Origin of the sequence: Alishewanella sp. SMS8, assembly GCF_030737935.1 — a bacterium.
Taxonomy (GTDB): domain Bacteria; phylum Pseudomonadota; class Gammaproteobacteria; order Enterobacterales; family Alteromonadaceae; genus Alishewanella; species Alishewanella maricola.
The window spans coordinates 60,424-81,974 of the sequence record NZ_JAPJEA010000002.1 but is presented as its reverse complement, the minus strand read 5'-3'; the positions used below and the strand labels follow the sequence as shown (position 1 = coordinate 81,974).

The following is a 21,551-nucleotide window of genomic DNA, read 5'->3' as shown; positions in this document are numbered from 1 at the left end:
TCTATACTTGATTTAACGCGCTAAAAGGAGTTTGAAATGGCTGAATTTAAAAAGAAGTACCAACAATGGCTGGCCGAGCTAACCGACACCCTTGAACAAGCCGGTCAACGTCAGCTCGATAATATGCTGGAGTTCAGTGAAATATTGCAGGCCTATCTTAAAGCCGGTAAGGATCTCAGTGCTTATGAAAGCCAATTGTTTGTCGAAACACTGAAACAACAATGGCAAGCGGCGAATACAGCGGAGCAGGCGCCATCGATGTGGAGCGAGGAATTATGGCAGCAACTTAGCCAAATTACTGATCGCACTCAGGTCGAATGGGTTGAATTGTTAGAAGATTTCAATCATCAAGGTGTTTATTATCAAGGAGAATATGTTGGCATGGGGCGCTATCGTTGTAGCCAGTGTCAGCAGAGTATTGATTACACTCACCCAGCTGAATTGCTGTGTTGTGCCACGTGTGGTGGAGTGCAATTTTTCCGAGATGGCTTGCCAGTTTAACCTGTAAGTTCATGTCATAGCCTTTAACGGCAAAAAACTGTACAATCTCGCCCCTATTTTAATCTTGAGCTGCGTGTTACATGGGGCGAGCGAACGAGGATAGACCGGTGTAACACAGATCAATTGAAGCTAAGCAGCGTTAATCTGCTGTTTCAACGTTAACACTCGCCATAGGTGGCGCGGAATTTTTACAACAGACAACTTAGTCTGTTCCCTCTTATTATTTCTGTTGGATATTTCTATGCTAAGTTCAATTCGTCAAAACTGGTTTTCGAACACCAGAGGCGATGTGTTATCTGCGTTAGTGGTTGCACTGGCTCTGATCCCTGAGGCGATCGCCTTTTCTATCATTGCCGGTGTGGATCCTAAAGTCGGTTTGTATGCCTCTTTTTGTATAGCGGTAATAACGGCTTTTGCCGGTGGTCGTCCGGCGATGATTTCTGCCGCTACCGGTGCCATGGCACTGTTAATGATTACCTTGGTGCGTGAGCATGGTTTGGAATATTTGCTGGCCGCCACTTTATTAACGGGTGTACTGCAAATTGCCTTTGGCCTGTGTAAGTTAGGTGAGTTGATGCGTTTTGTCTCGCGCTCGGTGGTGACCGGTTTTGTGAATGCCTTAGCTATTCTTATTTTTATGGCACAACTTCCTGAGCTGACTGGCGAGCATGGCACCACCTTGGTGTACGGCATGACTGCGTTGGGCTTGGCGATTATTTATTTGTTTCCTTACGTTACCAAGGCCATCCCCTCGCCATTAGTTTGTATCGTGGTATTAACTGCCATTGCTGTGTACTTTGGTTTAGATATTCGTAATGTGGCGGATATGGGCGAACTGCCAGACAGCTTGCCTATTTTCTTATGGCCTGACGTACCGCTAAATATTGATACACTGGTTATTATCTTCCCATACGCGTTAGCCTTGGCCATTGTCGGTTTATTAGAGTCACTGATGACGGCCACCATCGTTGATGATTTAACCGATACCAGCAGTAACAAAAACCGTGAATGTGTCGGCCAAGGTGTGGCAAACATTGGTGCAGGTTTATTAGGGGGTATGGCCGGTTGTGCGATGATTGGTCAATCCGTTATTAACGTCAAATCAGGTGGACGCACTCGTTTATCTACCTTATTGGCAGGTGTTTTCTTATTGATTTTTATCGTATTTCTGAGTGATTATGTTGGCATGATCCCAATGGCAGCCTTAGTGGCGATTATGATTATGGTATCCATTGGTACCTTTAGTTGGGCTTCGGTAAAAGATCTGCAAAAACACCCGAAAAGCTCATCAGTGGTGATGATTGCCACGGTTTTGGTGGTGGTATTTACCCATAACTTGGCTTACGGTGTGTTAGTGGGGGTGTTGTTAAGTGCGCTATTCTTCGCTAATAAAGTGGGGCAAATTCTGGCGATTACTGCTGAGTTATCAGCCGATGGTCATCAGCGCACTTACCGTGTTGTTGGCCAAGTGTTCTTTACCTCTGCTGAACAATTTATTGCCGGTTTTGACTTTAAAGAAGCCATAGAGAAGGTGCAGATTGATGTTAGCCGCGCGCATTTTTGGGATATTACCGCCATTAGCTCTTTAGACAAAGTGGTACTCAAATTCCGCCGTGAAGGGACTGAGGTCGAGTTGCTCGGTTTAAATGCTGCCAGTGCGACACTGGTTGATAAATTTGCGGTACATAATCGTCCTGATGCCATAGAAAAGTTGATGGGTCATTAACAGGAGTAATTTCATGACACAATTTGTTATCGCTTGTATCGATCCTTCGCCTTATGCTGAAGCCGTTTGTGATTATGCCGTCTGGGCCGCCAAACAACTGCAAGCACCCTTAACGATGTTGCATGCCATTGATAAAGCGCAGCATACGCAAACGCCTGATCTGAGTGGCAGTATTGGTTTAGGTTCTCAAGAAGTATTATTGCAGCAATTAGCTGAATTAGATGAAAAACACAGTAAGTTAGCGCTAGAGCGTGGCCGTCTAATGGTAGATGCGGCCAAAGCCCGTGCAGAGCAAGCCGGCGTTGCCAGCGTTGATGAACGTTTACGCCATGGCAGCTTAGTCGAGTCGTTAAAGGCAACAGAAGACGACACGCGGCTAGTGGTGATGGGTAAGCGGGGCTTAAGCAGTGCCGATGCACACGGTCAATTGGGCTTACATGTTGAGCAAGTGATCCGCAGTTTGCAGCGGCCTATTTTGCTCACCCAACAATACTTTAAAACGCCGCAGCGCATTATGTTAGCGTTTGATGGGAGTGCCACTGCGCAGAAAAGTTTAGACATGCTCGCTGCTAGCCCATTGTGTAAAGGTTTACCGGTGCATTTAGTGTTTGCCGGTATGCCTGAGCAGGCCCCAGCGTTAGACGAAGCCGCAATCTTGCTGCAACAAGCGGGTTTTGAGACGAAAACCGCACTGGTTGCCGGGGATCCAGAAGAAGTACTGCATCAGTACCAACAAGAACACCATATTGATTTGTTGATTATGGGCGCTTATGGCCATTCGCGGATCCGTCAGTTTATCGTCGGCAGTACCACGACCGCGATGTTAAGTAAGGCGAAATGCTCGCTACTGATCCTGCGCTAAGGGTGAGAGATCAAAACCGTTAAGACTAAAAGCTAACTAGAATTTAGCGTGCAGAGCAGAATTAGCTCTGCACGCTATGAAAAAAGGGCGTATCATACGCTCTCAATACCAGCGCTGAGGCGCAGGTAGAGACTTCCCGCATAAATTGACCTAAATAGAAGCCATCATGTTAAACCTCAGATCCCTTTTGGTGTTATTGAGCTGCCTTGCCCTTTACCCATCCACGGCGTTAGCCGAGACAGGCCCCATAAATTTAACTGCAAGCCCGATTGGTATTATTGCCTTAGGACTATTCTTTTTAGCTTATTTACTCGTTATGGCTGAAGAGAAAATTCAATTACGCAAATCGAAACCGGTATTAATAGCTGCTGGTGTTATTTGGGCTATGATTGGCTGGCGCTACATGGAAGCTGGTTTGGCTGTTGAATCGGAGTCTGCGTTTCGACATACCCTATTAGAATTTTCAGAGTTAATGCTGTTTTTATTGGTGGCGATGACTTACATCAACGCCTTAGAAGAACGACGTTTATTCGATGGTTTACGCGCTTGGCTTATTCGCTCTGGCTTTAGCTATCGCACCTTATTTTGGATCAGTGGTATTTTAGCCTTTGGTATCTCTTCTTTTGCCAATAACATGACTACCGCTATGCTGATGTGTGCCGTGGTAATGAAGGTGGCTGAGGGTGATAAGCGTTTTATCAACTTGTCCTGCGTGAATATCGTAGTGGCCTCTAATGCCGGTGGTGCGTTTATTCCGTTTGGTGACATTACTACGTTGATGGTGTGGCAGGCCGGGATTATTACGTTTAATGAATTTTTTACCTTGTTTATTCCGGCCGTGGTCAACTTTTTGTTACCTGCGGTCATTATGAGCTTTTTCGTCGAGAAACGTTCGCCCAGCGGCCACTCTGAAGCGGTAGAATTAAAGCGTGGTGCTTTACGTATTATGTGCTTGTTTCTACTCACCATCGCTACTGCGGTGGCCTTTCACTCATACTTCGGTTTACCACCGGTACTTGGCATGATGACGGGTTTGGGTTACTTACAGTTTTTCGGTTTCTTTTTACGTAAAACCTTACCAGGTTCTTTGGCTCGCAAAAAAGCTATGGCGGAAAGAGCCGGCGATATCGAACGGATCCGTTCACTGGGTCAAGTCGTACCTTTTGATGTGTTTAGCCGGGTTGCCCGCGCCGAATGGGACACGTTACTCTTCTTCTACGGGGTAGTGGTATGTGTCGGTGGTTTAGGTTTTATTGGTTACCTCGAGTTATTATCGACGGCACTTTATACTAACTGGGATCCGACATCGGCTAACGTGGTATTAGGCCTGATGTCGGCCGTAGTGGATAATATTCCAGTGATGTTCGCTGTATTAACAATGAACCCTGAGATGTCGCATGGTCATTGGTTGCTGATTACGCTAACAGCGGGGGTAGGCGGTAGTTTATTGTCTATCGGCTCTGCGGCAGGGGTAGCGTTAATGGGCCAAGCTCGGGGTAATTATACCTTTGTTGGTCATTTAAAGTGGGCGCCAGTCATTTTATTGGGCTACGCTGCCAGCGTGATGTGCCATCTGTGGCTTAATGCTGAGTTGTTTACTATTTTCGGTCGGCCTTAATGTTAGCCGCCTCGCCTGATGTCGCGGGTGAGGCGGTTTTTTACAGCGAGTGAGTTATGTCAAAAAAAGTTTATTGTGTGGCACAGTTTCTGCCAAAAGCGGGTAAAGAAGCCGCTTTATTTAAGGTATTACAGAGCCTTGAGCCAAACACGCTGCGTGAGGATGGCTGCTTGCAATACATTGTGACACGTCAATTACGCAGCCCCTTTGCTGAAGGTAAAAGTTTCCCTATTGCCTTTAATGAAATTTGGTCGGATATGGCCAGTTTTGAAGCGCATTGTCAGCGTGCAGAAATCAAACATTTCTTTGAAACCTACTGTGTTGCAGATGATGGGTTAGCCGCAGATTGGAATGTCTGTATTTATACCGATGAGCCTGCTGAGTATGACGCACCCCAACTTGGCTGAAGTAGCGCTTGCTGAATCAGTTTCAAGCTTAGCACTGTTTTATGATGAAGGCTGCCCGGCGTGTCGGTTTTACAGTCGGCGTGTGCGGTTACAAGCTACTTTGGGGCAATTGCAGCTCATCGATGTAAGAGCTGAACCCCACTATGCACAGTTGTTAGCTGGCGCGGGGTATCAGATTGAGCAGGGGATGGTGCTGCGCGTTGCTGACAGTTGGTATGCTGGTGCAGATGCCTTGCAGATGCTAGCATTACTCAGTAGCCGTAGTAATGTTTTTAATCGGTTTAATTTTTGGTTATTTAAATCGCCACGTCGCGCCAAAGTGTTGTACCCCATGCTGCGCAGTGCCCGTAATAACTTGCTTTGGCTATTACGGTTGCCAAAAATTCAGTATTAGCTAAGCCACTTGCTTTTCTGCTAAATGCAACTCCATCATCGCTTTCAATAACCGGAATAAACGAATAGCGGCGTCAATTTCTTCGCGCCGGTTTGTTAAACTTTCAACATTCAAACCCAAGGGTAAGTCTAAGGCGGCACAATGTTGCAAAATTTGCTGCAAGTTATCTCGGCAAATTTTAATCGATTCGTTCAACGGATTGGCGGCATCTAAAATACGATACTTACTGCCCTCAGGCACAGAAATACCCAGCCACTGCATAAATGTTAAAGTTTGCTCACCGCCACAGGGGGTAAAAGTCAAAATAATACGTTTGGGGCTGAGACCTTGTTGTTTACAGCTTCTGGCATAGCTGGTGAGTAAATCAATAGTGGCTTGCGCGTTATACACCGCTTGCGAAATAAAGAACTGACAACCTTGTGCCGATTTTTCAATCAGCCGCAAATGTTCGTTGCCTTTTTTGGCATGGCGCTCAGCAATTGCCACACCGCCTAAATGAAACTGGGCATCGTGTGCGGCTAACTGCTGATAAGCTTCTGGCAAGCTGAGTTTGATATCACCATTAGAGGAGGGGCTACCCACTAACACAAGGTTACGTAAAGCATATTGCTGCTCTGTTTCGGTTAGCCAGGTAGTAAATTCAGCCGCATCACGTTGTGCCACACTTTTATAGGTGATCACATCTTGCTGCGCTAATTCGCGTAATAGCACACTATAATCACGCGGATCTAAGGTGCTGTGAAAAGGAAAAGGCCGCTCTGCAGCTACGCGGCTGCTTTCATCTTGAATATCATAAACAATTAAACCGTCGTACTCGATTTCGTTTAAACGGGCCAACAGCTTTTTAGCGATACGTGTGGTTTTTTCGATATCCGTGCCGGCTTTTGGCGGTGTGGTGCCAATCAAATAGACACCCTGTGCCGGATCAGTGATTTTTTGCTGTAAGGATAATGCCATGATACTGATACCTCAATGTTTACCTTGTCAGTATACAGCTATTTAGACGGCTGGCCATCTAAATTTTTAACTTTTTATCTGTTAATCCCCTCAGATTGCTAACCGGATAGCTTTGCGACACAAAAAAATATCTCGCCCACGGCGAAAAACGAAGGATTTCGGTATCTAACCCGTAGTTTTAAGTTTGCAAAACGTTAAACGCTGCGTAAAGCGTCGGCTGGAGCACGCTGTAAATACAATCCCTGTACGCTCCTCTTTTTCATCCTTGAAAAAGACGTCTCCAGCCAACGTTTACTTCGCTGTTAACTCGTCCAGCATCAATCCGAAGTGTTTGTGCTTTTAATCCCATTACGTTGCAAGCCGGGCAACCTGGCGCGGCCAAGGTTTTAAGACGAGGGGTGTTTGAGCGAGGCACGGTAGTGCCGAACGAGTTACCTCGTCGCCTTGGTTGTGTCAGGTTGAGCCGGGCTTTCGCCGCAATGTAGGGTCGCATTTTCTTTGGATACTTTCTTTTGGCGATGCAAAAGAAAGTATCTCGCCAACGGCGAAAAGGTTAAGCTACTTAGTAGTATCTTGGTTTCTGACCGCGAAGCTTGCAGTTTGCAAAACGTTAAGCGCTGCGTAAAGCTTCGGCTGGAGAAGCTTGCCGGTAACGAAGCTTGCTCAAGCTTGCTCTATGTCTGGAGCACGCACAATTGCGCCAGCCGCTGCCCATTGCTGCAATAACGGCAAGGCCGCTGCCGTTAACTGGGTAGGGCTAAGTTGCGGCAGCATTGGAGCAAGCTGCTGAATATGCTCGGATAGGGACTGCCCGGGTTGTTGTTGGATATTATGTAATAACAATAAGGTAGCCTGATTTAAACTGACAAAAATCACCTCATCAGCCAAATCGCGATAGATCAAAAAACACTGTAGCTCAGCTGGCGTGCTGGGTTGAAAGTCTTTACTAATTTGCTGTACCGGAAATTGATAGGCGCTCAGTAGTGCCAGTTCTGACAAGGCCAGTGCTGCCGTACTGACGTCATCTGCAGTAAGTAGTTCAACCGCTTGGGTGGCTTTGACGGTGCCGACATAGAGTTCTGCCCATTCATAATGCGCTAGCTCAGCTAGAAAAGGCGGATCCTCGGCAGTCAGTGTGTATTGTTGTAAAAAACTGACAAATTGCTCGGCGATATGCAAAAAATAAGGTGAGTGACAGGCATAGTCACGAAAAAATGCGGTTTGTAACGCCAGCCAGGCTTTAGCTGGGTACAGGCTGTGTAATACTGGGAAGGCATTATCAATAAAGCCGCGCACATTATTAAAAAACAGTTCTTGGTACACCTGTAAGCGCTCAGGCGCTAAGGTTGCTACGGCACTAGGTGGTTTATCAGGATTGCGGATCGCCTTAGCAAAATCTCGTTGCGTTTGAGCTAACTGGCTCATGAGGCTTGCCGCTCTAATTGACGCTGTGTGTGTTGCAATTGTTTGATATAGCGTAGTTCCTGACAAAGCTGCGGCATGGCCGGTACGTTAAAATCACGTTCATATAAAGTGGGTTTTACCCCATGGTGTTGATAAGCCGCTTGCAGCAATTGCCATACTGGATCGGGCACATCGGCGCCATGGGTATCAATTAATAGGTTTGCTGTTTGCTGGTAGTGCCCGGCTACATGATAATAGGCAATGCGCTCAGTTGGCATCGTTTGTAAAAAGGTATTGGCGTCATAACCATGATTAACCGCATTAACGTAGATGTTATTCACATCCAGTAACAGCTGACAGTCGGCTTCTTCTAATACTGCCTGTAAAAAATGCTGCTCGCTTAATTGCTGATCGGGTGCAACATAGTAAGAGACATTCTCTAAGATCAGCGGGCGCTCTAAAATATCTTGCACCTGCTTGATGCGGCCAGAAACATAATGGATGGCTTCTTCAGTAAAAGGGATTGGCATTAAATCGTACAGATGGCCATCTGCAGAGCAATAACTCAAATGCTCGCTATACTGCAAAATCTGATGTTCATCCAAAAACTGTTTTACTTGCTTAACAAAGGCCACATCTAAGGGATCGGGGCTGGCAATCGATAGCGATAAGCCATGACAAAAAAACGGATACTGTTCGGTTAAGCGCCGAAAATCGCGTTGCAGTTTTCCACCGTAAGGTAACCAGTTTTCTGGCGCCACTTCAAAGAAATCAATGTCTGCCGGTTTTTGCTGAAGCAATTCCGGCAGCATTTCACGGCGCAGGCCAAGGCCCGCGCTGTGCTTGTCGAGTGACAAGGGCAGGCGTGACCTAGATAGAGCCACACTTACCTTCGCCACATTTCATTTCTTGTGCTTTATCACTGGCTTTTTTCTTGGCATCCATGGCTTTGTCAGCACCCACCGCTTTCGCTGCGTCAGCTTTATCATGGGCGTGTGCTTTCATCTCTGCGCCACACTTACCTTCACCACACTTCATTTCTTTGGCTTTGTCGGCCGCGGCTTTTTTCATGTCGCCACCACATTTGCCTTCACCACATTTCATTTCTTTGGCTTTATCAGCAGCGGCTTTTTTCATGTCTTCGCCACATTTACCTTCGCCACACTTCATTTCTTTGGCTTTATCGGCCGCGGCTTTTTTCATGTCTTCGCCACACTTGCCTTCTCCGCACTTCATTTCTTGCGCTTTATCTTTAAGTTTAACCTTTACGCCTGTGCCGGTTTCGGTGTGATTGTGCAGTTGATAGGCCATGGTCAGTTGTTGTGCTTGAAACGGGTTATTGTTCGTTTCGGCATTTACAGTAGCGGAACCCAGTGCTAAAGCACCTAGGGCTAGGGTAAGTTGTGTTTTGGTTAAGCTGTTCATGTGAGATCCTTGTTGTGTGTTTCATCAGCGCCCGTTGCGGCACTTTTTATCGCCACTCTGTTTTGTCTTAGCCTAAACAGAAGCGGGTTATCTGTAAAGTATAGCTTGATCGTGTCTCAATGGTTTTGCTGTGCCACGATTCAAACCAATTAATAGGTGGTAATTAAATTTAACCAGGTGTCAGGCAGGTTATCCGTAGCCCAAATCAGTATCATTTGATCGGCTCCCGTTAAAATCAGTAGACCCACCAACAATAAACTGTAGCCAAGAACTTGCCGTGCTTTTTCTCCACCAGCGGCGATTTTGGGTAAAAAACGTCGTGCGGAACCGGCAAACAGATAGGCGATAGCCATTAGCGGCAGTGCGGCGCCAATACCAAACACCAGCATTTGCACGCCCGCGTTAACTAAACTACCGGAGTTACCGGCGAGGCCCAATGCCGCACCGAGAATGGGGCCTGCGCATGGGCTCCAAATGGCGCCCAGCATTAAGCCTAACCAAAAGGCACCACCGGGTTTTTGTTCCAAGGTTGTAGCCAGTTGGTCCGCTTTAGCGGCTAAGGGCGCAAAAAAGCCGCTGCTGCCTTGCTTGAACCAAGGCAACACTAAGGCTAAACCAAATAATACCAATAAACTGGCAAACAATGGCCGGGTAATACTATCACTTAGCCCAAGTACACTGCCAAGACCATGTAGCAGCATGCCCATCAAAGCAAAACCAATGGCCAAACCCATACCCGTAAATACGGGAGCCAATTTATGTTTTGCTAAGCCAGAACTGGCCATTACGGGCAGCACCGGCAAAATGCACGGTGATAACGTAATTAACATACCCGCCAGTAATAGCAGTGGTAACAGGCTAAAATCAATCATTTACCGATTCCCGTGTTATAGCGCTTTTAGCATTTCAGCTTTAATCGCTTGTTCGTCAGTTAAGCCTCGGGTTAAGGACACTAATTCGCCTTTATTCACGACAATAATGGTGCTTTGCCCGGTAACGCCATAGCGTTTGTTTAATGCCTTCTCTGTTACTTGGTTATATTGCAGCACTTTAAGATCGCTAAATGCTGGGGCCTTTAACAGTGCCTCAATCACCGGCACTTGTTTCGCGCACACTGGGCAACCGGGTTTGGTGGCCACCAGTACAAAGCTACCTTGTTGCTCTGCCTCGACTAATTGTTCTGCAGAGTAGGCGGGTAAAACAAAGTTAGTGGCGTTCGCTTGCGGTGCCGCTAATAGCGCCACGGCGAAGGTTGAAGCTAGGGCAAAGGTTTTTAAAGAAGTACTTAACATAATAAAAATCCTATTGTGAGAGTAAAAACCGCAAAATGCGATGTGTTCAGGGGTAATTGGTGAGAATGTTAGAAAAGGTTACAGAAAAATAATTTATTTTTGCTGTAACTTTTGGTCGTGTTATCGTCAATAACAAAGCAGTGGGCCGTCGATAGCCATAGAAACAGGATTAAACATGAACGACTGGCAGGTTCTGCTAGAACGAGCCCAGCAGGGAGATAAGCAAGCTTATAGTGCTTTTTTAAGCGCCATAGTGCCGTTTTTGCGCATGCGAGCACGGCGCTATGTGCCCGCGCAACATTTAGACGACTTTGTGCAAGAGACGTTATTAACGGTACACCGCATTTTGCATACGTATCAAGTTGGCTTACCCGTTGAACCCTGGCTTAGTGGCATTTTGCGGCATAAATATTTTGAAAGTCGTCGTCAAATTGCGGCGAATGAACATCAATCGTTAAGTGATGAAGACAGCTGGCAGCCTAGCGTGCCTTTGGATGAAGATGAGCAATACCAAGCCGTTAGTCATTTACTTTCGCCGCTGAATGCGGCACAAGCACAGGTGTTGTATGCCACCAAGGTAGAAGAATTGTCGATAGATGAAACCGCCAACCTGATGCAGCGCAGTTCGTCTTGGGTTAAGGTTAATGTGTTTCGAGCTATTCAGCTGTTACGCAATGAATTACATGAAAAATAAAGAAGGTTAAACAGTCAGATGGCGGATAAAACAGAGCAACTTATCGCGAAACTGGTCGACTCACACCAGCCGGTGCGGCCTTTTCTAGCACCGCAAATTACCTATTTAACCTTGGGCATGGTGTTGATGTGCGCATTGCTATTGATGCTGCCTTTTGGTTTACGTTTTGATTGGCCGCTGGCGGGGATGCTGAAAACCGCTGCCTTATTAATGCTAGTGGTGACGTTGCTGCAACTGACTTTATTGCTTAGTCAGCCGTTGCTGCCACAATGGCGCAAAGCCCCGCTCTTATGGTTGTCACTTGCTAGTAGCGTTGGGTTATTGATCTGTTTAGGTACAATGGGGGAGCCGCTGAGTTTCGGGCAAGCTGCCCAAGTTTCTTCATTTTGGGCCTGTATTGCTTGGATAGCGCCAGTGGGTATGGCGGCAGGCTGGATATTATCAAGAATGTTACGCCGAGCGCGGCCTTTGCACCGCATGGCTTTGCGGTTAGTGGTAGGAGGCTTAGCCGGTAGCTTAGCCGCCTTAGTGTATAGTTTGCATTGCCGCGTTGATGCCCTTGCATACTTATTGTTAGCTTATGGTTTAGCGGCAACCCTCGCTTTGCTGGGGAGCTTACTTAGCAGCCACCGGCTGTGGCGCTGGTAGCCCCTACTGCATTATTAATGCACTCGATAATAACGGCAGAAATAATCAACCACACTATTCGCATCTAAATGAGAAAAGGTCAGATGATGTTTTGCCATAACGGCTTGCCCCAAGGTTTGTAAAATCTTCTCTAAACCGGCTCCACTTGGGCGTTCTAATTGGTGTTGCTGAAATAAAAAGTCTAAGGCCGCTGAAGTATAAGATTTACCTGGCAAAGGCTGGGTTAATTCCAGCTCATGAAGCCGTGCTCCTAAGTTGCGTATTTTTTGTAAACAGTTGCGTTCGTCCATTGCCGGCCCCCGAAATGCTAAATCATAGATATTTTGTTTATCGGCAGCCGCATAATAAACTTTAGCGCTGGGCAGAGCGCGACGCTTTTTGGTAGTATAGCGGCCAATACGTAACCCTTTTAAGGCGATGCATGACGCAGCTTAATCTGTCACTGGCGCTCCACCCGACACAGTTGTGTCCTCAATTAGATCCCCAATTAATTGCAGCAGCACTGCAACAACCGGCCTTACCGTCGGCCTTTATTGGCCAAGACCGTGCGCGCTCCGCGTTAGAGTTTGCTATTGGCATGGATATGCCAGGTTATAACTTGTATGTCATGGGTGAGCAGGCATTAGGGCGTTCCACACTAGTGCATGATATTTTGCAACAAGCCGCCAGTGAAAAAGCCACGCCAGATGAATGGTGTTACCTAAATAACTTTGATGATGAGCGCGTACCCAGTACCTGTCGTCTACTAGCCGGAGAAGGCCGCAAACTGGTCAAAAAACTCGAAGCGCTGATTGATGAGTTGATGGATACCTTTCCGGCCGCTTTTGATAACCCAGGTTATCAACGGAAGAAAAAAGCCATTCATCGTACCTTTGATAAGCGCTATGAAGAGGCTATTGATCGGGTTGAAAGTAAAGCCTTGGAAAAACAAGTGGTGTTGTACGAAGAAAACGGCGCCGTCAGTTTCTCACCGATCATTGATGGAAAATCCCTAGATGATCAAGAGTTTTCTAAGTTAACGGAAGAACAGCGCCAATATTTTTACGGTTTAGTCTCAGAGCTAGAAACCATCCTCAATGAAGAGTTATTAGAATTACCGCGTTGGAAACGTGAGCTCTCCGAGAGCTTGCGAGGGTTGTGTAAAGACACTATTGAGCAAGCCATTAAACCGATGCTGAAGCAGCTAGAACATGACTACAATGCTGAACTTGGCGTATTAAAATATCTGCGTGATATGCGTACCCCTTTAATTAAAGCGGTGCTGGAATTATTGCCGGATGAATCAGACGGCGAAAAAAACGAAGAGCCGATTAGCCGTGAATTTTTTATAGAAGAGTTTGTGCCCAATGTGCTGGTGCATTATGAAAGCATGTCTGGCGCTCCTATTGTGTTTGAAGCTAATCCTAGTTACGGTAATTTGTTTGGCCGCGTCGAATATAACTCCTCTAGTGGTTCACTTTACACCAACTATCGGATGATACGCCCAGGGGCATTACACCGGGCCAATGGCGGCTATCTTATTTTAGACGCCGATCGCTTATTGTCACAGCCAGCGCTTTGGGATGCACTAAAGTTAGCGCTAAAAGCGGGCGAAGTCGTGATCGACACCCTTAGTGAACATGCGGTAACTAACTCGACGATTATTACCCCCAAAGCGATCCCGCTGAATGTTAAAGTGGTGCTGCTCGGCTCGCGCGATCTGTATTATCTGGTACAAGATCTCGATGATGAATTTAATGAGCTGTTTCGCGTACTGGCCGATTTTGAACATTACTTGCCGTATCAAGCCGAAACGGTCAGTGATATGACGCAGCAAATTCAGGTACAGATGCGGCAAATGCACATTGCCCAGCTATCAGCTTGCGGTTTGCAACAGCTGTTGTTATTTAGTTTTCGTCAAGCTGAACATCAAAGCAAGTTATCGGCCCGTTTTGCCGATGTGTTGGAACTAGTGCGAGAGGCATGTTATTTCGCGCAACAGCAACAAGCTGAAGAATTAACCGCTGAGCATGTTAAACAAGCCTTAGCGGGTAAGCAATATCGTACCGGGCGTATTAGTGAAGCCTTTTTAGAAGATATTCAAGAAGGGCAGATCCTCATTGATACCGATGGTGCCGCCGTGGGTAAGATCAATGGTTTAACCGTATTAGAGATTGGCGATACAGCTTTTGGCACGCCTGCACGGATCAGCGCGACCGTGTTTGCGGGCTCGAGTGGCGTGGTCGACATAGAGCGAGAAGTCGAACTCGGTAAAGCCATTCACTCGAAAGGCGTATTACTTTTAACCGGTTATTTGGGTTCTAAATATGCTAGAGACTTCCCGCTGACACTTAGCGCCAATATTGCGATGGAGCAATCTTACGGCCATATCGATGGTGATAGTGCTTCTTTAGCTGAGGTGTGTGCCTTAATTTCTGCTATTACTGAAGTGCCCATTTTGCAAAGCTTAGCGGTAACGGGGTCGATCAACCAATATGGTCAGGTACAAGCGATTGGCGGTGTTAACGAAAAAATTGAAGGCTTCTTCAGACTGTGTCAATCGCGTGGTTTGACGGGGCAGCAAGGTGTGATTATTCCTGCCAGTAACCAAATAAATTTAGTATTACGTCATGAAGTGGTAGAAGCGGTCGCTGCAGGTCAATTTCATATTTACGCTGTGCGTACTGTTGATGAAGCACTGGAGCTGTTAACGGCACAATTGGCCGGGGAGCGAAATGCACGTGGCCAATACCCGAAAAAATCAGTCAATGGCAAGGCGCGAGCGCGTTTAGCCTTGTTGGCGGAATTAGTTAATGGCAGTGCCGAAGAGTAAGCTATTGCGGCAAGCTGCATCATAGCCGTTAGCTCGCTTTTAAAAAAGAACACTGACTTAAGTTACAGAAAAAGGTGATAACACAAAATAAGAAAGCCGCTTAACAGCGGCTTTCTTTATTTAGCGCGGGCTTAACCGCATTTTCTTGGACCGCCTTTACATGGCTCTGGTTTTGGCTCTGGATCACCGCCACCTGAACCCCCACCGTTGCCGGCACAACCATAAGTGGTGAGGTAATCATAAGCAGCTTTGGCTTTAACAATACCTTTACCAAATTTCTGTGGATCGCCACCGCTAGGTAAGCTGGCTGTTGCTTTCAGTGCACTGCGGATTTGCGTACCAGTACATTGTGGGAAGTTAGACCATACACGCGTGGCTAAACCGGCTACTGCTGGCGTGGCCATCGAGGTACCGCTCATATAACCGTAATCTGAAGCTCCTACGTTGATACTGGCTGTGGCGGCACTCAGTAAGGCTGAACGATCTTCAAAGGCTGCGCCCACGGCAGGGATTGACGTAGTATTCGCAGTGCCCGCTCCTAAAGTATCGTATAACATGCCCGGCGCATTATTAATTAAAATAGCACCGATACCACCGGATAACTGGCAGTTTTTCACTTTGTCATGGAAAGAAACAGTACCACGGTCAATCATACAGACCTTACCCGACGCGCCGCTGTTAGTGGCAGTGGCTTCACCCATAAAGAAAGTACTGCCTGAAGCGTCGCCGGTATTTTCCATGGCAGAGGCGGCATAACCATTATTGCCTGCGGTCAAAGCTGCCATGGAGGCACCGCCAGAAGGGTAGGTAGAAAGCGTATCTACACCGCCTGCGGCTACTTCAACACAAAAGCCTTCATTAGTGACACTGCGTTTACCTGAGCCTGAGCTACAAGAGGGGTATTGCGAGAACGAAGCAATTTGATTATTGGCATCATTAGCGCCAATCATCATTACCGAGGCATAACCTGCCGGATAAGAGCGCACTGAGTTTCCGTCGTTACCGGCTGCCGCTAACACTAAGCCGCCATTATTGGTAAAGTTATTAAAGGCGTTTTCTTCGGTGCTGTTGGCGCCGCCACCGCCTAAACTCATTAAATTCTTGTTTATCGCAACTAAAGCGGTTTTGGGAAGTTGTCGCCTAAAAAGCAAACATAAATAATCTTTTGTATAAAATTAATTGCTAATGTACCTAAAACCTAACCGCATAACGGCAAATTTGTTACAAGGTCACATTGGCTAAGAGCAAACCGATGTTAGCGTGTGGCAAGGGGTGGGCTGGGACTAAGTAAAGATGACGTCGAGTGTAACAATCGCCAAGTTAAAGCTATAAACTGTGCTGTTGGCGACCACGCCAAGCTGCTGTAAGCAAGCTCAGTAGGCTAAGTAAAAACACCGGCAGATCTCCCAGCGTACTGTATAGCGTACGTCCGGTGGTTAAAGGTAACTGATCACTCACCAGTGCTTCGGTGAATTGGGGGGCGCGCTCCCGGATCTCTCCAGATGCGGCAATAGAAGCGGTAATGCCATTGTTGGTTGCTCGCAGTACTGGGCGGCCAAATTCTAAGGCGCGCATACGCGCTATTTGCAAATGCTGATGGGGGCCAATGCTGTCGCCAAACCAAGCATCATTACTGACCGTCAGTAATACCTGGGTATCGGCAGTAAAATTGGCACGGATTTGTGCCGGAAACGCAATTTCAAAACAGATAGCCGGTAATAAATGTACACCATTGGCGATAAGATTCGGCTGCACATAGCTACCTCGGCTAAAGGAGCTCATCGGGAGATCGAAAATCGGAGCGAGCTGACGTAATAGCTGCTCAAAAGGCACAAATTCGCCAATCGGTAACAAATGATGTTTGCTAAAACGATTAGTATGGCCATAAAAATAGTGACCGCGCTCAGCGTCGGACTGTTGCTTACCCAGTACAATAAGATTATTCCAAGCTTCGCCGGTTTTATGTCGATAATCGATAATGCCACTGATAAGGGCAGTGTTGCTGTAGGTTGCAGAGCTATCGAGGTTCTCTAGAAAATCGATGGCTAATGGTTCTAATTGCGGTATCGCCGCTTCTGGCCAAATAATAATTTGATGTTCGCTTAAATGTGGCCGAGTGAGATCAAGGTATTTCAACATGGTCGGCCATTCTTGCTCTGGCGCCCAGCGCAAATCTTGTTTGATATTGCCTTGTACCAACAACACAGATACTGTTTGACCGCTTAACTGCCAGCCTTTTAGTGTGGCAAGTAGTGGGCTGATGGCAACAAGCATAACCGCAGTCATCAGAAAACTGGCTTGCTGCCAGCGTGCTAAGGAAGATTTGTACAACAAACTGCCGCTGGCGGCGATAAACACCATCAGCCAACTAAGTCCAATTTCGCCAATTAATGGTGCCCAATGCCGTAATAGTGAATCTGTTTGGCTGTAACCCATTGATAACCATGGAAAGCCGGTTAGCATCACACTGCGTAGCCATTCAGTGAAAATCCAGCTAGCCGCGAATAATAACGGCAAGGGCAGTGCATTGGCAAAACGGCGGGTTAACCAGGCTGCGAGGGCAGGGAATAACGAGAGGTAGCCCACTAACAGCGCCATCAAACCTAAACTGGCAATCAGCGGCAAGCCACCAAATTGATCAATACTGACATGCACCCAGCTAATACCGACACCAAACCAACCGATACCATAACTAAAACCGGCAATAGCGGCTTGACGTGGTTGCTTACTGTGTTGAATGGCCAGCGCTAATAGCGCTAAGGTAAAAAACGGCAGCCACCACAAATGATAGGGCGTAAAAGCCAGGGTATTCAGTGCGCCTGCCGCCAGTAAAACCAGCGGCAGTGCCAAGCGAGATAAGCCAGAACGCAAAATGATTAGTTTCCTTCTTCTTCCGATTTGCGCGGTTGAATCACTTGAAGTTGCATTAAACGCCGGCTGTTGGCTTTGCTTACTTTGAATTTAAGATCGCCCAGCGTAATGCTTTCACCTCGGGCGGGCATATGTCCAAAAGCATGCAACACGATACCGCCGATGGTATCGGCATCTTCTTCGTCAAAAGAGGTGCCGAAGCTTTCATTAAATTCATCTAAAGGGGTTAACGCACTGACTTGAAATACCCGAGAAGCCATCTTTTTGATGTCATGATCTTCGTGATCATCATGTTCATCTTCAATTTCACCGACGATTTGTTCCAAGATATCTTCAATGGTGACTAGGCCTGAAACACCGCCATACTCATCAACCACAATGGCCATATGATAGCGTTTTTGCCGAAATTCACGCAGTAAGGCATCGACTTTTTTGCTTTCAGGAATAATCACAGCAGGGCGAACGAGGTTACTCCACTGCCAATCGTTATTCTTGTCATCCAACGCATATTGCAGAATATCTTTTACAATCAGAATGCCTTCGATATGGTCTTTATCTTCATTGACCACTGGATAACGGCTATGATTATTTTCCAACAAAATGGGTAGCACTTCAGACAGGGGCTGCTCAATGTCAATGGTCGCCATTTGTGAGCGTGGGATCATAATGTCCCGAGCGCGCATTTTTGACACGTCCAAAACACCTTGCAACATATCCTTGGTATCGGTATCAATTAGCTCACGCATAGCCGCTTCGCTAATAATATCTTCCAAATCAGACAGATCTTGAGGCTCTGCGTTGAAAATGTTGGCGATACGTTCTAACCAACTGCGACTCGCAGAACCGCGACTAGAGTGGGGGTTGTCTTCACTCATCAGTGAACTTGTGCTCCGTTAAAATAATAAAAATTATTCGTCATCCAATAAATAGGGATTGGCTATGCCTAACTGCGCGAGGATCTGAATTTCTTCGGCTTCCATTTCAACGGCATCCTCATCATTTATATGGTCAAATCCCAATAAATGCAAGCACCCGTGCACTACCATATGGGCCCAATGTGCAAACAAGGGTTTTTCTTGTTCGCTCGCTTCGGCGGCCACTACGTCTGCAGCAATGATTAAATCACCGAGCAAACTTAATTCTACGCCCGGTGGACATTGAAATGGAAAACTCAGCACATTGGTGGGTTTATCTTTCGCGCGATATTGGGCATTCAGTTGTTGGCTTTCGGCATTATCTACCACACGAATGGTCACCTCAGCCTCAGCTTGAAATGGCATTACAGCTGCGTTTAGCCATTGTTGAAATTGCGCTTCGCTAGGTAAATTTTTCGCAGAGCTGGCCAGCTGTAAATCTAAGGTGATGCTCATTTTGCTCTAAATTCCCGCTGCTCAGGGCCATTCGGTTTTGGGTTTGCGGCTTCAAAAGCTTCATAGGCTTGCACAATACGTTGCACAATAGGGTGGCGTACCACGTCTTTGGCATTGAAGAAGTTAAAGCTGATTTCTGGCACGGTAGACAGCACATCAATGGCATGTTTTAAACCGGAGTATTGGCCACGCGGTAAGTCGACTTGCGTTATATCACCGGTGATCACGGCTTTGGCACTAAAACCAATGCGGGTTAAAAACATTTTCATTTGCTCGGTGGTGGTATTTTGGCTTTCATCCAAGATGATAAAGGCATCATTTAAGGTTCGCCCACGCATGTAAGCCAAGGGTGCAATTTCAATGACGCCGCGCTCAAGGTATTTTTCAACCTTTTCAAAGCCAAGCATTTCAAATAACGCATCATACAAAGGCCGTAAGTAAGGATCGACTTTTTGGGCTAAATCACCAGGCAAGAAACCGAGCTTTTCACCCGCTTCGACTGCAGGCCGCGTTAAGATAATGCGTTTAACCAGGCCGCTTTCTAGGGCATCAACGGCACACGCTACCGCTAAATAGGTTTTGCCGGTACCGGCAGGGCCAACACCAAAACACACATCATGTTGCAGCACATTAGCAACATAAGCCGCTTGGTTAGGATTACGCGGTTTAATCAGACCTTTTTTGGTTTTTAGGCTAAATTCTTTCTGGCGGCTGCCGGGTTCAGTATCTTGATACTCAATTTCAACGTGTTCGCTGATCATCAAGTGCACTTGTTCTGGAGTAATACCGTCTTGTTGCTGCTCGACATTCGCGGTCAGTAAATAGAGTTCTTGCAAGATGTCGATAGTGGCTTCGACATTCGGTTGTTGGCCTTCAATTCGCATGGTGCCATTACGGTGGCTAATATTAACCTGTAAGCGGCGTTCTAAGTGTTTCAGATTATCGTCGTACGGGCCACAAAGTAGCATCAGGCGCCGGTGATCAACCGGCTCCATCAGCAATTCAGTGCTATAACTACTGTCACTATTCAATATAAATATCTCTTTATTGTCCAGTTCGCTTAGGGAACAAAGTGAGTTACACCTAGGTCGTCAGTTTTTGGCTGACGTGCAAGAATTTGTTGCGGCGCAATTTCACGGCGCAGGCCCATCTCAGCCTCAGTACGAATTAAGGTGCCACGTAGTGAATTACTGAACACATCGGTAATTTTCACGTCAACAAAACCGCCAATCATATCGGGTGAGCCTTCAAAGTTTACTACGCGATTATTCTCGGTTCGGCCGGTTAATTCCATAATATTTTTCTTAGAAGGGCCTTCCACCAAAATACGCTGTTCGGTGCCTAACATGCCACGGGCAATTTTCAGTGCTTGCTGGTTAATACGATCTTGCAGGATATATAAGCGCTGTTTTTTCGCGTCTTCGGTGACATCATCTGGTAAATCGGCTGCTGGCGTACCTGGGCGGGCGCTATAGATAAAGCTAAAGCTCATATCAAAGCCAATGGCCTGAATTAAATCCATGGTCGCTTGGAAGTCTTCATCGGTTTCACCTGGAAAGCCGATAATAAAGTCGGATGACATACTCAGGTTAGGTCGTATTTTCTTTAATTTACGGATCTGCGCTTTGTACTCTATGGCGGTATGGCCGCGTTTCATCAAGTTTAACACCCGATCTGAACCTGACTGCACCGGTAAATGCAGATGATCGACCAGTTCAGGCACGTCTTTATACACTTCAATAATATCGTCGGTAAATTCAACCGGGTGTGAAGTGGTATATCGAATGCGGTCAATACCATCAATGGCGGCCACTAAGCGCAGCAGCTCAGAAAAATGACAAATACTGCCATCATGGGTGGCACCGCGATAACCGTTGACGTTTTGTCCCAGTAAGTTAACTTCACGCACACCTTGTTGCGCCAGTTGGGCAATTTCAAATAACACGTCATCTAACGGTCGGCTGACCTCTTCACCACGGGTATAAGGCACCACGCAGAAAGTGCAATATTTAGAGCAGCCTTCCATCACAGAGACAAAAGCGCTTGGACCATCGGCTTTTGGCTCAGGTAAGCGGTCAAATTTTTCGATTTCAGGGAACGACACATCGACCACAGGAGAATGTGAGCCGCGCACTGAATTGATCATCTCGGGTAAGCGATGCAGCGTTTGTGGGCCAAACACGATATCGACATAGGGCGCGCGCTCACGGATCGCTTTGCCTTCTTGCGAAGCCACACAGCCGCCGACACCAATGATCAAATCGGGATTTTTTTCTTTCAGTGGACGCCAGCGACCTAACTGATGGAACACTTTCTCCTGGGCTTTTTCCCGAATAGAGCAGGTATTAAGCAGAATCACATCAGCTTCTTCTGCCTCTTCGGTCAAAGTGTAGCCATGCGTTGCATCCAGTAGGTCGGCCATTTTTGATGAGTCGTATTCGTTCATCTGGCAGCCCCAGGTCTTAATATGCAGCTTTTTACCCATTGTCAGTGGTTACCTGTGTTAATGCGTCTAAAAAAGGGAGCGTATTTTAGCCTGTCTGACCGCTCAGTGCCAGAGACAGCTGCAA

21 protein-coding genes and 1 pseudogene are annotated in these 21,551 nt (G+C 46.8%); 9 read left to right on the top strand and 13 right to left on the bottom strand.

The genetic code is table 11. The features are described 5' to 3' along the window. The first annotated feature begins 36 nt into the window (after positions 1 to 36). From ORJ01_RS07940 to ORJ01_RS07915, 6 genes are all read left to right on the top strand, one after another. A complete protein-coding gene (locus tag ORJ01_RS07940; RefSeq protein ID WP_226751236.1) occupies positions 37 to 501 on the top strand; it encodes a hypothetical protein in 465 nt (154 codons plus the stop codon). Positions 502 to 742: 241 nt separating this feature from the next. Further along, positions 743 to 2,227: a SulP family inorganic anion transporter gene (locus tag ORJ01_RS07935; protein ID WP_226751237.1), complete on the top strand. Its 1,485-nt coding sequence runs from the start codon at positions 743 to 745 to the stop codon at positions 2,225 to 2,227. A gap of 13 nt (positions 2,228 to 2,240) precedes the next feature. Beyond that, positions 2,241 to 3,089, top strand: coding sequence for a universal stress protein (locus ORJ01_RS07930; protein ID WP_306177590.1), 849 nt, complete (start codon positions 2,241 to 2,243; stop codon positions 3,087 to 3,089). A 166-nt stretch (positions 3,090 to 3,255) separates the two neighbouring features. Then, positions 3,256 to 4,707: a sodium:proton antiporter NhaD gene (gene nhaD / locus ORJ01_RS07925; RefSeq protein ID WP_226751239.1), complete on the top strand. Its 1,452-nt coding sequence runs from the start codon at positions 3,256 to 3,258 to the stop codon at positions 4,705 to 4,707. Positions 4,708 to 4,763: 56 nt separating this feature from the next. Continuing rightward, positions 4,764 to 5,114 (top strand): putative quinol monooxygenase, encoded by a 351-nt coding sequence (locus ORJ01_RS07920; RefSeq protein ID WP_306177589.1) that lies wholly within the window; start codon positions 4,764 to 4,766, stop codon positions 5,112 to 5,114. Continuing rightward, positions 5,059 to 5,508, top strand: coding sequence for a DCC1-like thiol-disulfide oxidoreductase family protein (locus ORJ01_RS07915; protein WP_306177588.1), 450 nt, complete (start codon positions 5,059 to 5,061; stop codon positions 5,506 to 5,508). The genes ORJ01_RS07920 and ORJ01_RS07915 overlap by 56 nt, the downstream gene beginning before the upstream one ends. Here ORJ01_RS07915 and ORJ01_RS07910 read toward each other — a convergent pair whose 3' ends face one another. The 6 genes from ORJ01_RS07910 to ORJ01_RS07885 all read right to left on the bottom strand — a co-directional run bounded on the left by ORJ01_RS07910 (position 5,509) and on the right by ORJ01_RS07885 (position 10,586). Then, positions 5,509 to 6,465 carry a hypothetical protein gene (locus ORJ01_RS07910; protein ID WP_306177587.1) on the bottom strand — a complete coding sequence of 319 codons (957 nt, stop codon included), beginning with the start codon at positions 6,463 to 6,465 and terminating at the stop codon, positions 5,509 to 5,511. 663 nt (positions 6,466 to 7,128) lie between these two features. After that, the gene (locus ORJ01_RS07905) at positions 7,129 to 7,890 is read right to left on the bottom strand and encodes a DUF2063 domain-containing protein (protein ID WP_306177586.1); all 762 of its coding nucleotides are present in this window, start codon (positions 7,888 to 7,890) and stop codon (positions 7,129 to 7,131) included. Then, positions 7,887 to 8,726 (bottom strand): DUF692 domain-containing protein, encoded by an 840-nt coding sequence (locus ORJ01_RS07900; RefSeq protein WP_306177952.1) that lies wholly within the window; start codon positions 8,724 to 8,726, stop codon positions 7,887 to 7,889. Before ORJ01_RS07900 ends, ORJ01_RS07905 begins: the two co-directional genes overlap by 4 nt. Before the next feature lie 13 nt (positions 8,727 to 8,739). Further along, on the bottom strand, positions 8,740 to 9,294 hold the full coding sequence (locus tag ORJ01_RS07895; protein ID WP_306177585.1) for a hypothetical protein: 555 nt from the start codon (positions 9,292 to 9,294) through the stop codon (positions 8,740 to 8,742). Positions 9,295 to 9,443: 149 nt separating this feature from the next. Next, positions 9,444 to 10,166, bottom strand: coding sequence for a cytochrome c biogenesis CcdA family protein (locus ORJ01_RS07890; RefSeq protein WP_306177584.1), 723 nt, complete (start codon positions 10,164 to 10,166; stop codon positions 9,444 to 9,446). A 15-nt stretch (positions 10,167 to 10,181) separates the two neighbouring features. Continuing rightward, positions 10,182 to 10,586 (bottom strand): thioredoxin family protein, encoded by a 405-nt coding sequence (locus ORJ01_RS07885; RefSeq protein WP_306177583.1) that lies wholly within the window; start codon positions 10,584 to 10,586, stop codon positions 10,182 to 10,184. A gap of 175 nt (positions 10,587 to 10,761) precedes the next feature. On the opposite strand from ORJ01_RS07885, the gene ORJ01_RS07880 reads away from it, so the two are divergent. Beyond that, positions 10,762 to 11,280 (top strand): sigma-70 family RNA polymerase sigma factor, encoded by a 519-nt coding sequence (locus ORJ01_RS07880; protein ID WP_306177581.1) that lies wholly within the window; start codon positions 10,762 to 10,764, stop codon positions 11,278 to 11,280. Between the two features lie 18 nt (positions 11,281 to 11,298). Beyond that, the gene (locus ORJ01_RS07875; RefSeq protein WP_306177580.1) at positions 11,299 to 11,928 is read left to right on the top strand and encodes an NrsF family protein; all 630 of its coding nucleotides are present in this window, start codon (positions 11,299 to 11,301) and stop codon (positions 11,926 to 11,928) included. A gap of 14 nt (positions 11,929 to 11,942) precedes the next feature. Here the strand turns inward: ORJ01_RS07875 and ORJ01_RS07870 are convergent, their stop codons facing one another. After that, positions 11,943 to 12,218 (bottom strand): hypothetical protein, encoded by a 276-nt coding sequence (locus tag ORJ01_RS07870; protein ID WP_226751249.1) that lies wholly within the window; start codon positions 12,216 to 12,218, stop codon positions 11,943 to 11,945. A 131-nt stretch (positions 12,219 to 12,349) separates the two neighbouring features. Here ORJ01_RS07870 and ORJ01_RS07865 point away from each other — a divergent pair, with 131 nt between their 5' ends. Then, positions 12,350 to 14,740 carry a Lon protease family protein gene (locus ORJ01_RS07865; RefSeq protein ID WP_306177579.1) on the top strand — a complete coding sequence of 797 codons (2,391 nt, stop codon included), beginning with the start codon at positions 12,350 to 12,352 and terminating at the stop codon, positions 14,738 to 14,740. Positions 14,741 to 14,871: 131 nt separating this feature from the next. Here ORJ01_RS07865 and ORJ01_RS07860 read toward each other — a convergent pair. The 6 genes and pseudogenes from ORJ01_RS07860 to miaB all read right to left on the bottom strand — a co-directional run. Continuing rightward, a pseudogene (locus tag ORJ01_RS07860) lies at positions 14,872 to 15,834 on the bottom strand (S8 family serine peptidase); the annotation flags it as partial. 232 nt (positions 15,835 to 16,066) lie between these two features. After that, the gene (gene lnt, locus ORJ01_RS07855; protein ID WP_306177578.1) at positions 16,067 to 17,611 is read right to left on the bottom strand and encodes an apolipoprotein N-acyltransferase; all 1,545 of its coding nucleotides are present in this window, start codon (positions 17,609 to 17,611) and stop codon (positions 16,067 to 16,069) included. Between the two features lie 5 nt (positions 17,612 to 17,616). Next, positions 17,617 to 18,486, bottom strand: a complete 870-nt coding sequence (locus ORJ01_RS07850) for an HlyC/CorC family transporter (protein ID WP_226751253.1) — start codon at positions 18,484 to 18,486, stop codon at positions 17,617 to 17,619. A 33-nt stretch (positions 18,487 to 18,519) separates the two neighbouring features. Beyond that, positions 18,520 to 18,981, bottom strand: coding sequence for an rRNA maturation RNase YbeY (ybeY, locus tag ORJ01_RS07845; protein WP_226751254.1), 462 nt, complete (start codon positions 18,979 to 18,981; stop codon positions 18,520 to 18,522). Next, on the bottom strand, positions 18,978 to 20,012 hold the full coding sequence (locus ORJ01_RS07840) for a PhoH family protein (protein ID WP_306177577.1): 1,035 nt from the start codon (positions 20,010 to 20,012) through the stop codon (positions 18,978 to 18,980). The genes ybeY and ORJ01_RS07840 overlap by 4 nt, the downstream gene beginning before the upstream one ends. 29 nt (positions 20,013 to 20,041) lie before the next feature. After that, positions 20,042 to 21,466 carry a tRNA (N6-isopentenyl adenosine(37)-C2)-methylthiotransferase MiaB gene (gene miaB / locus ORJ01_RS07835; protein ID WP_229586408.1) on the bottom strand — a complete coding sequence of 475 codons (1,425 nt, stop codon included), beginning with the start codon at positions 21,464 to 21,466 and terminating at the stop codon, positions 20,042 to 20,044. Positions 21,467 to 21,551: the final 85 nt, after the last annotated feature.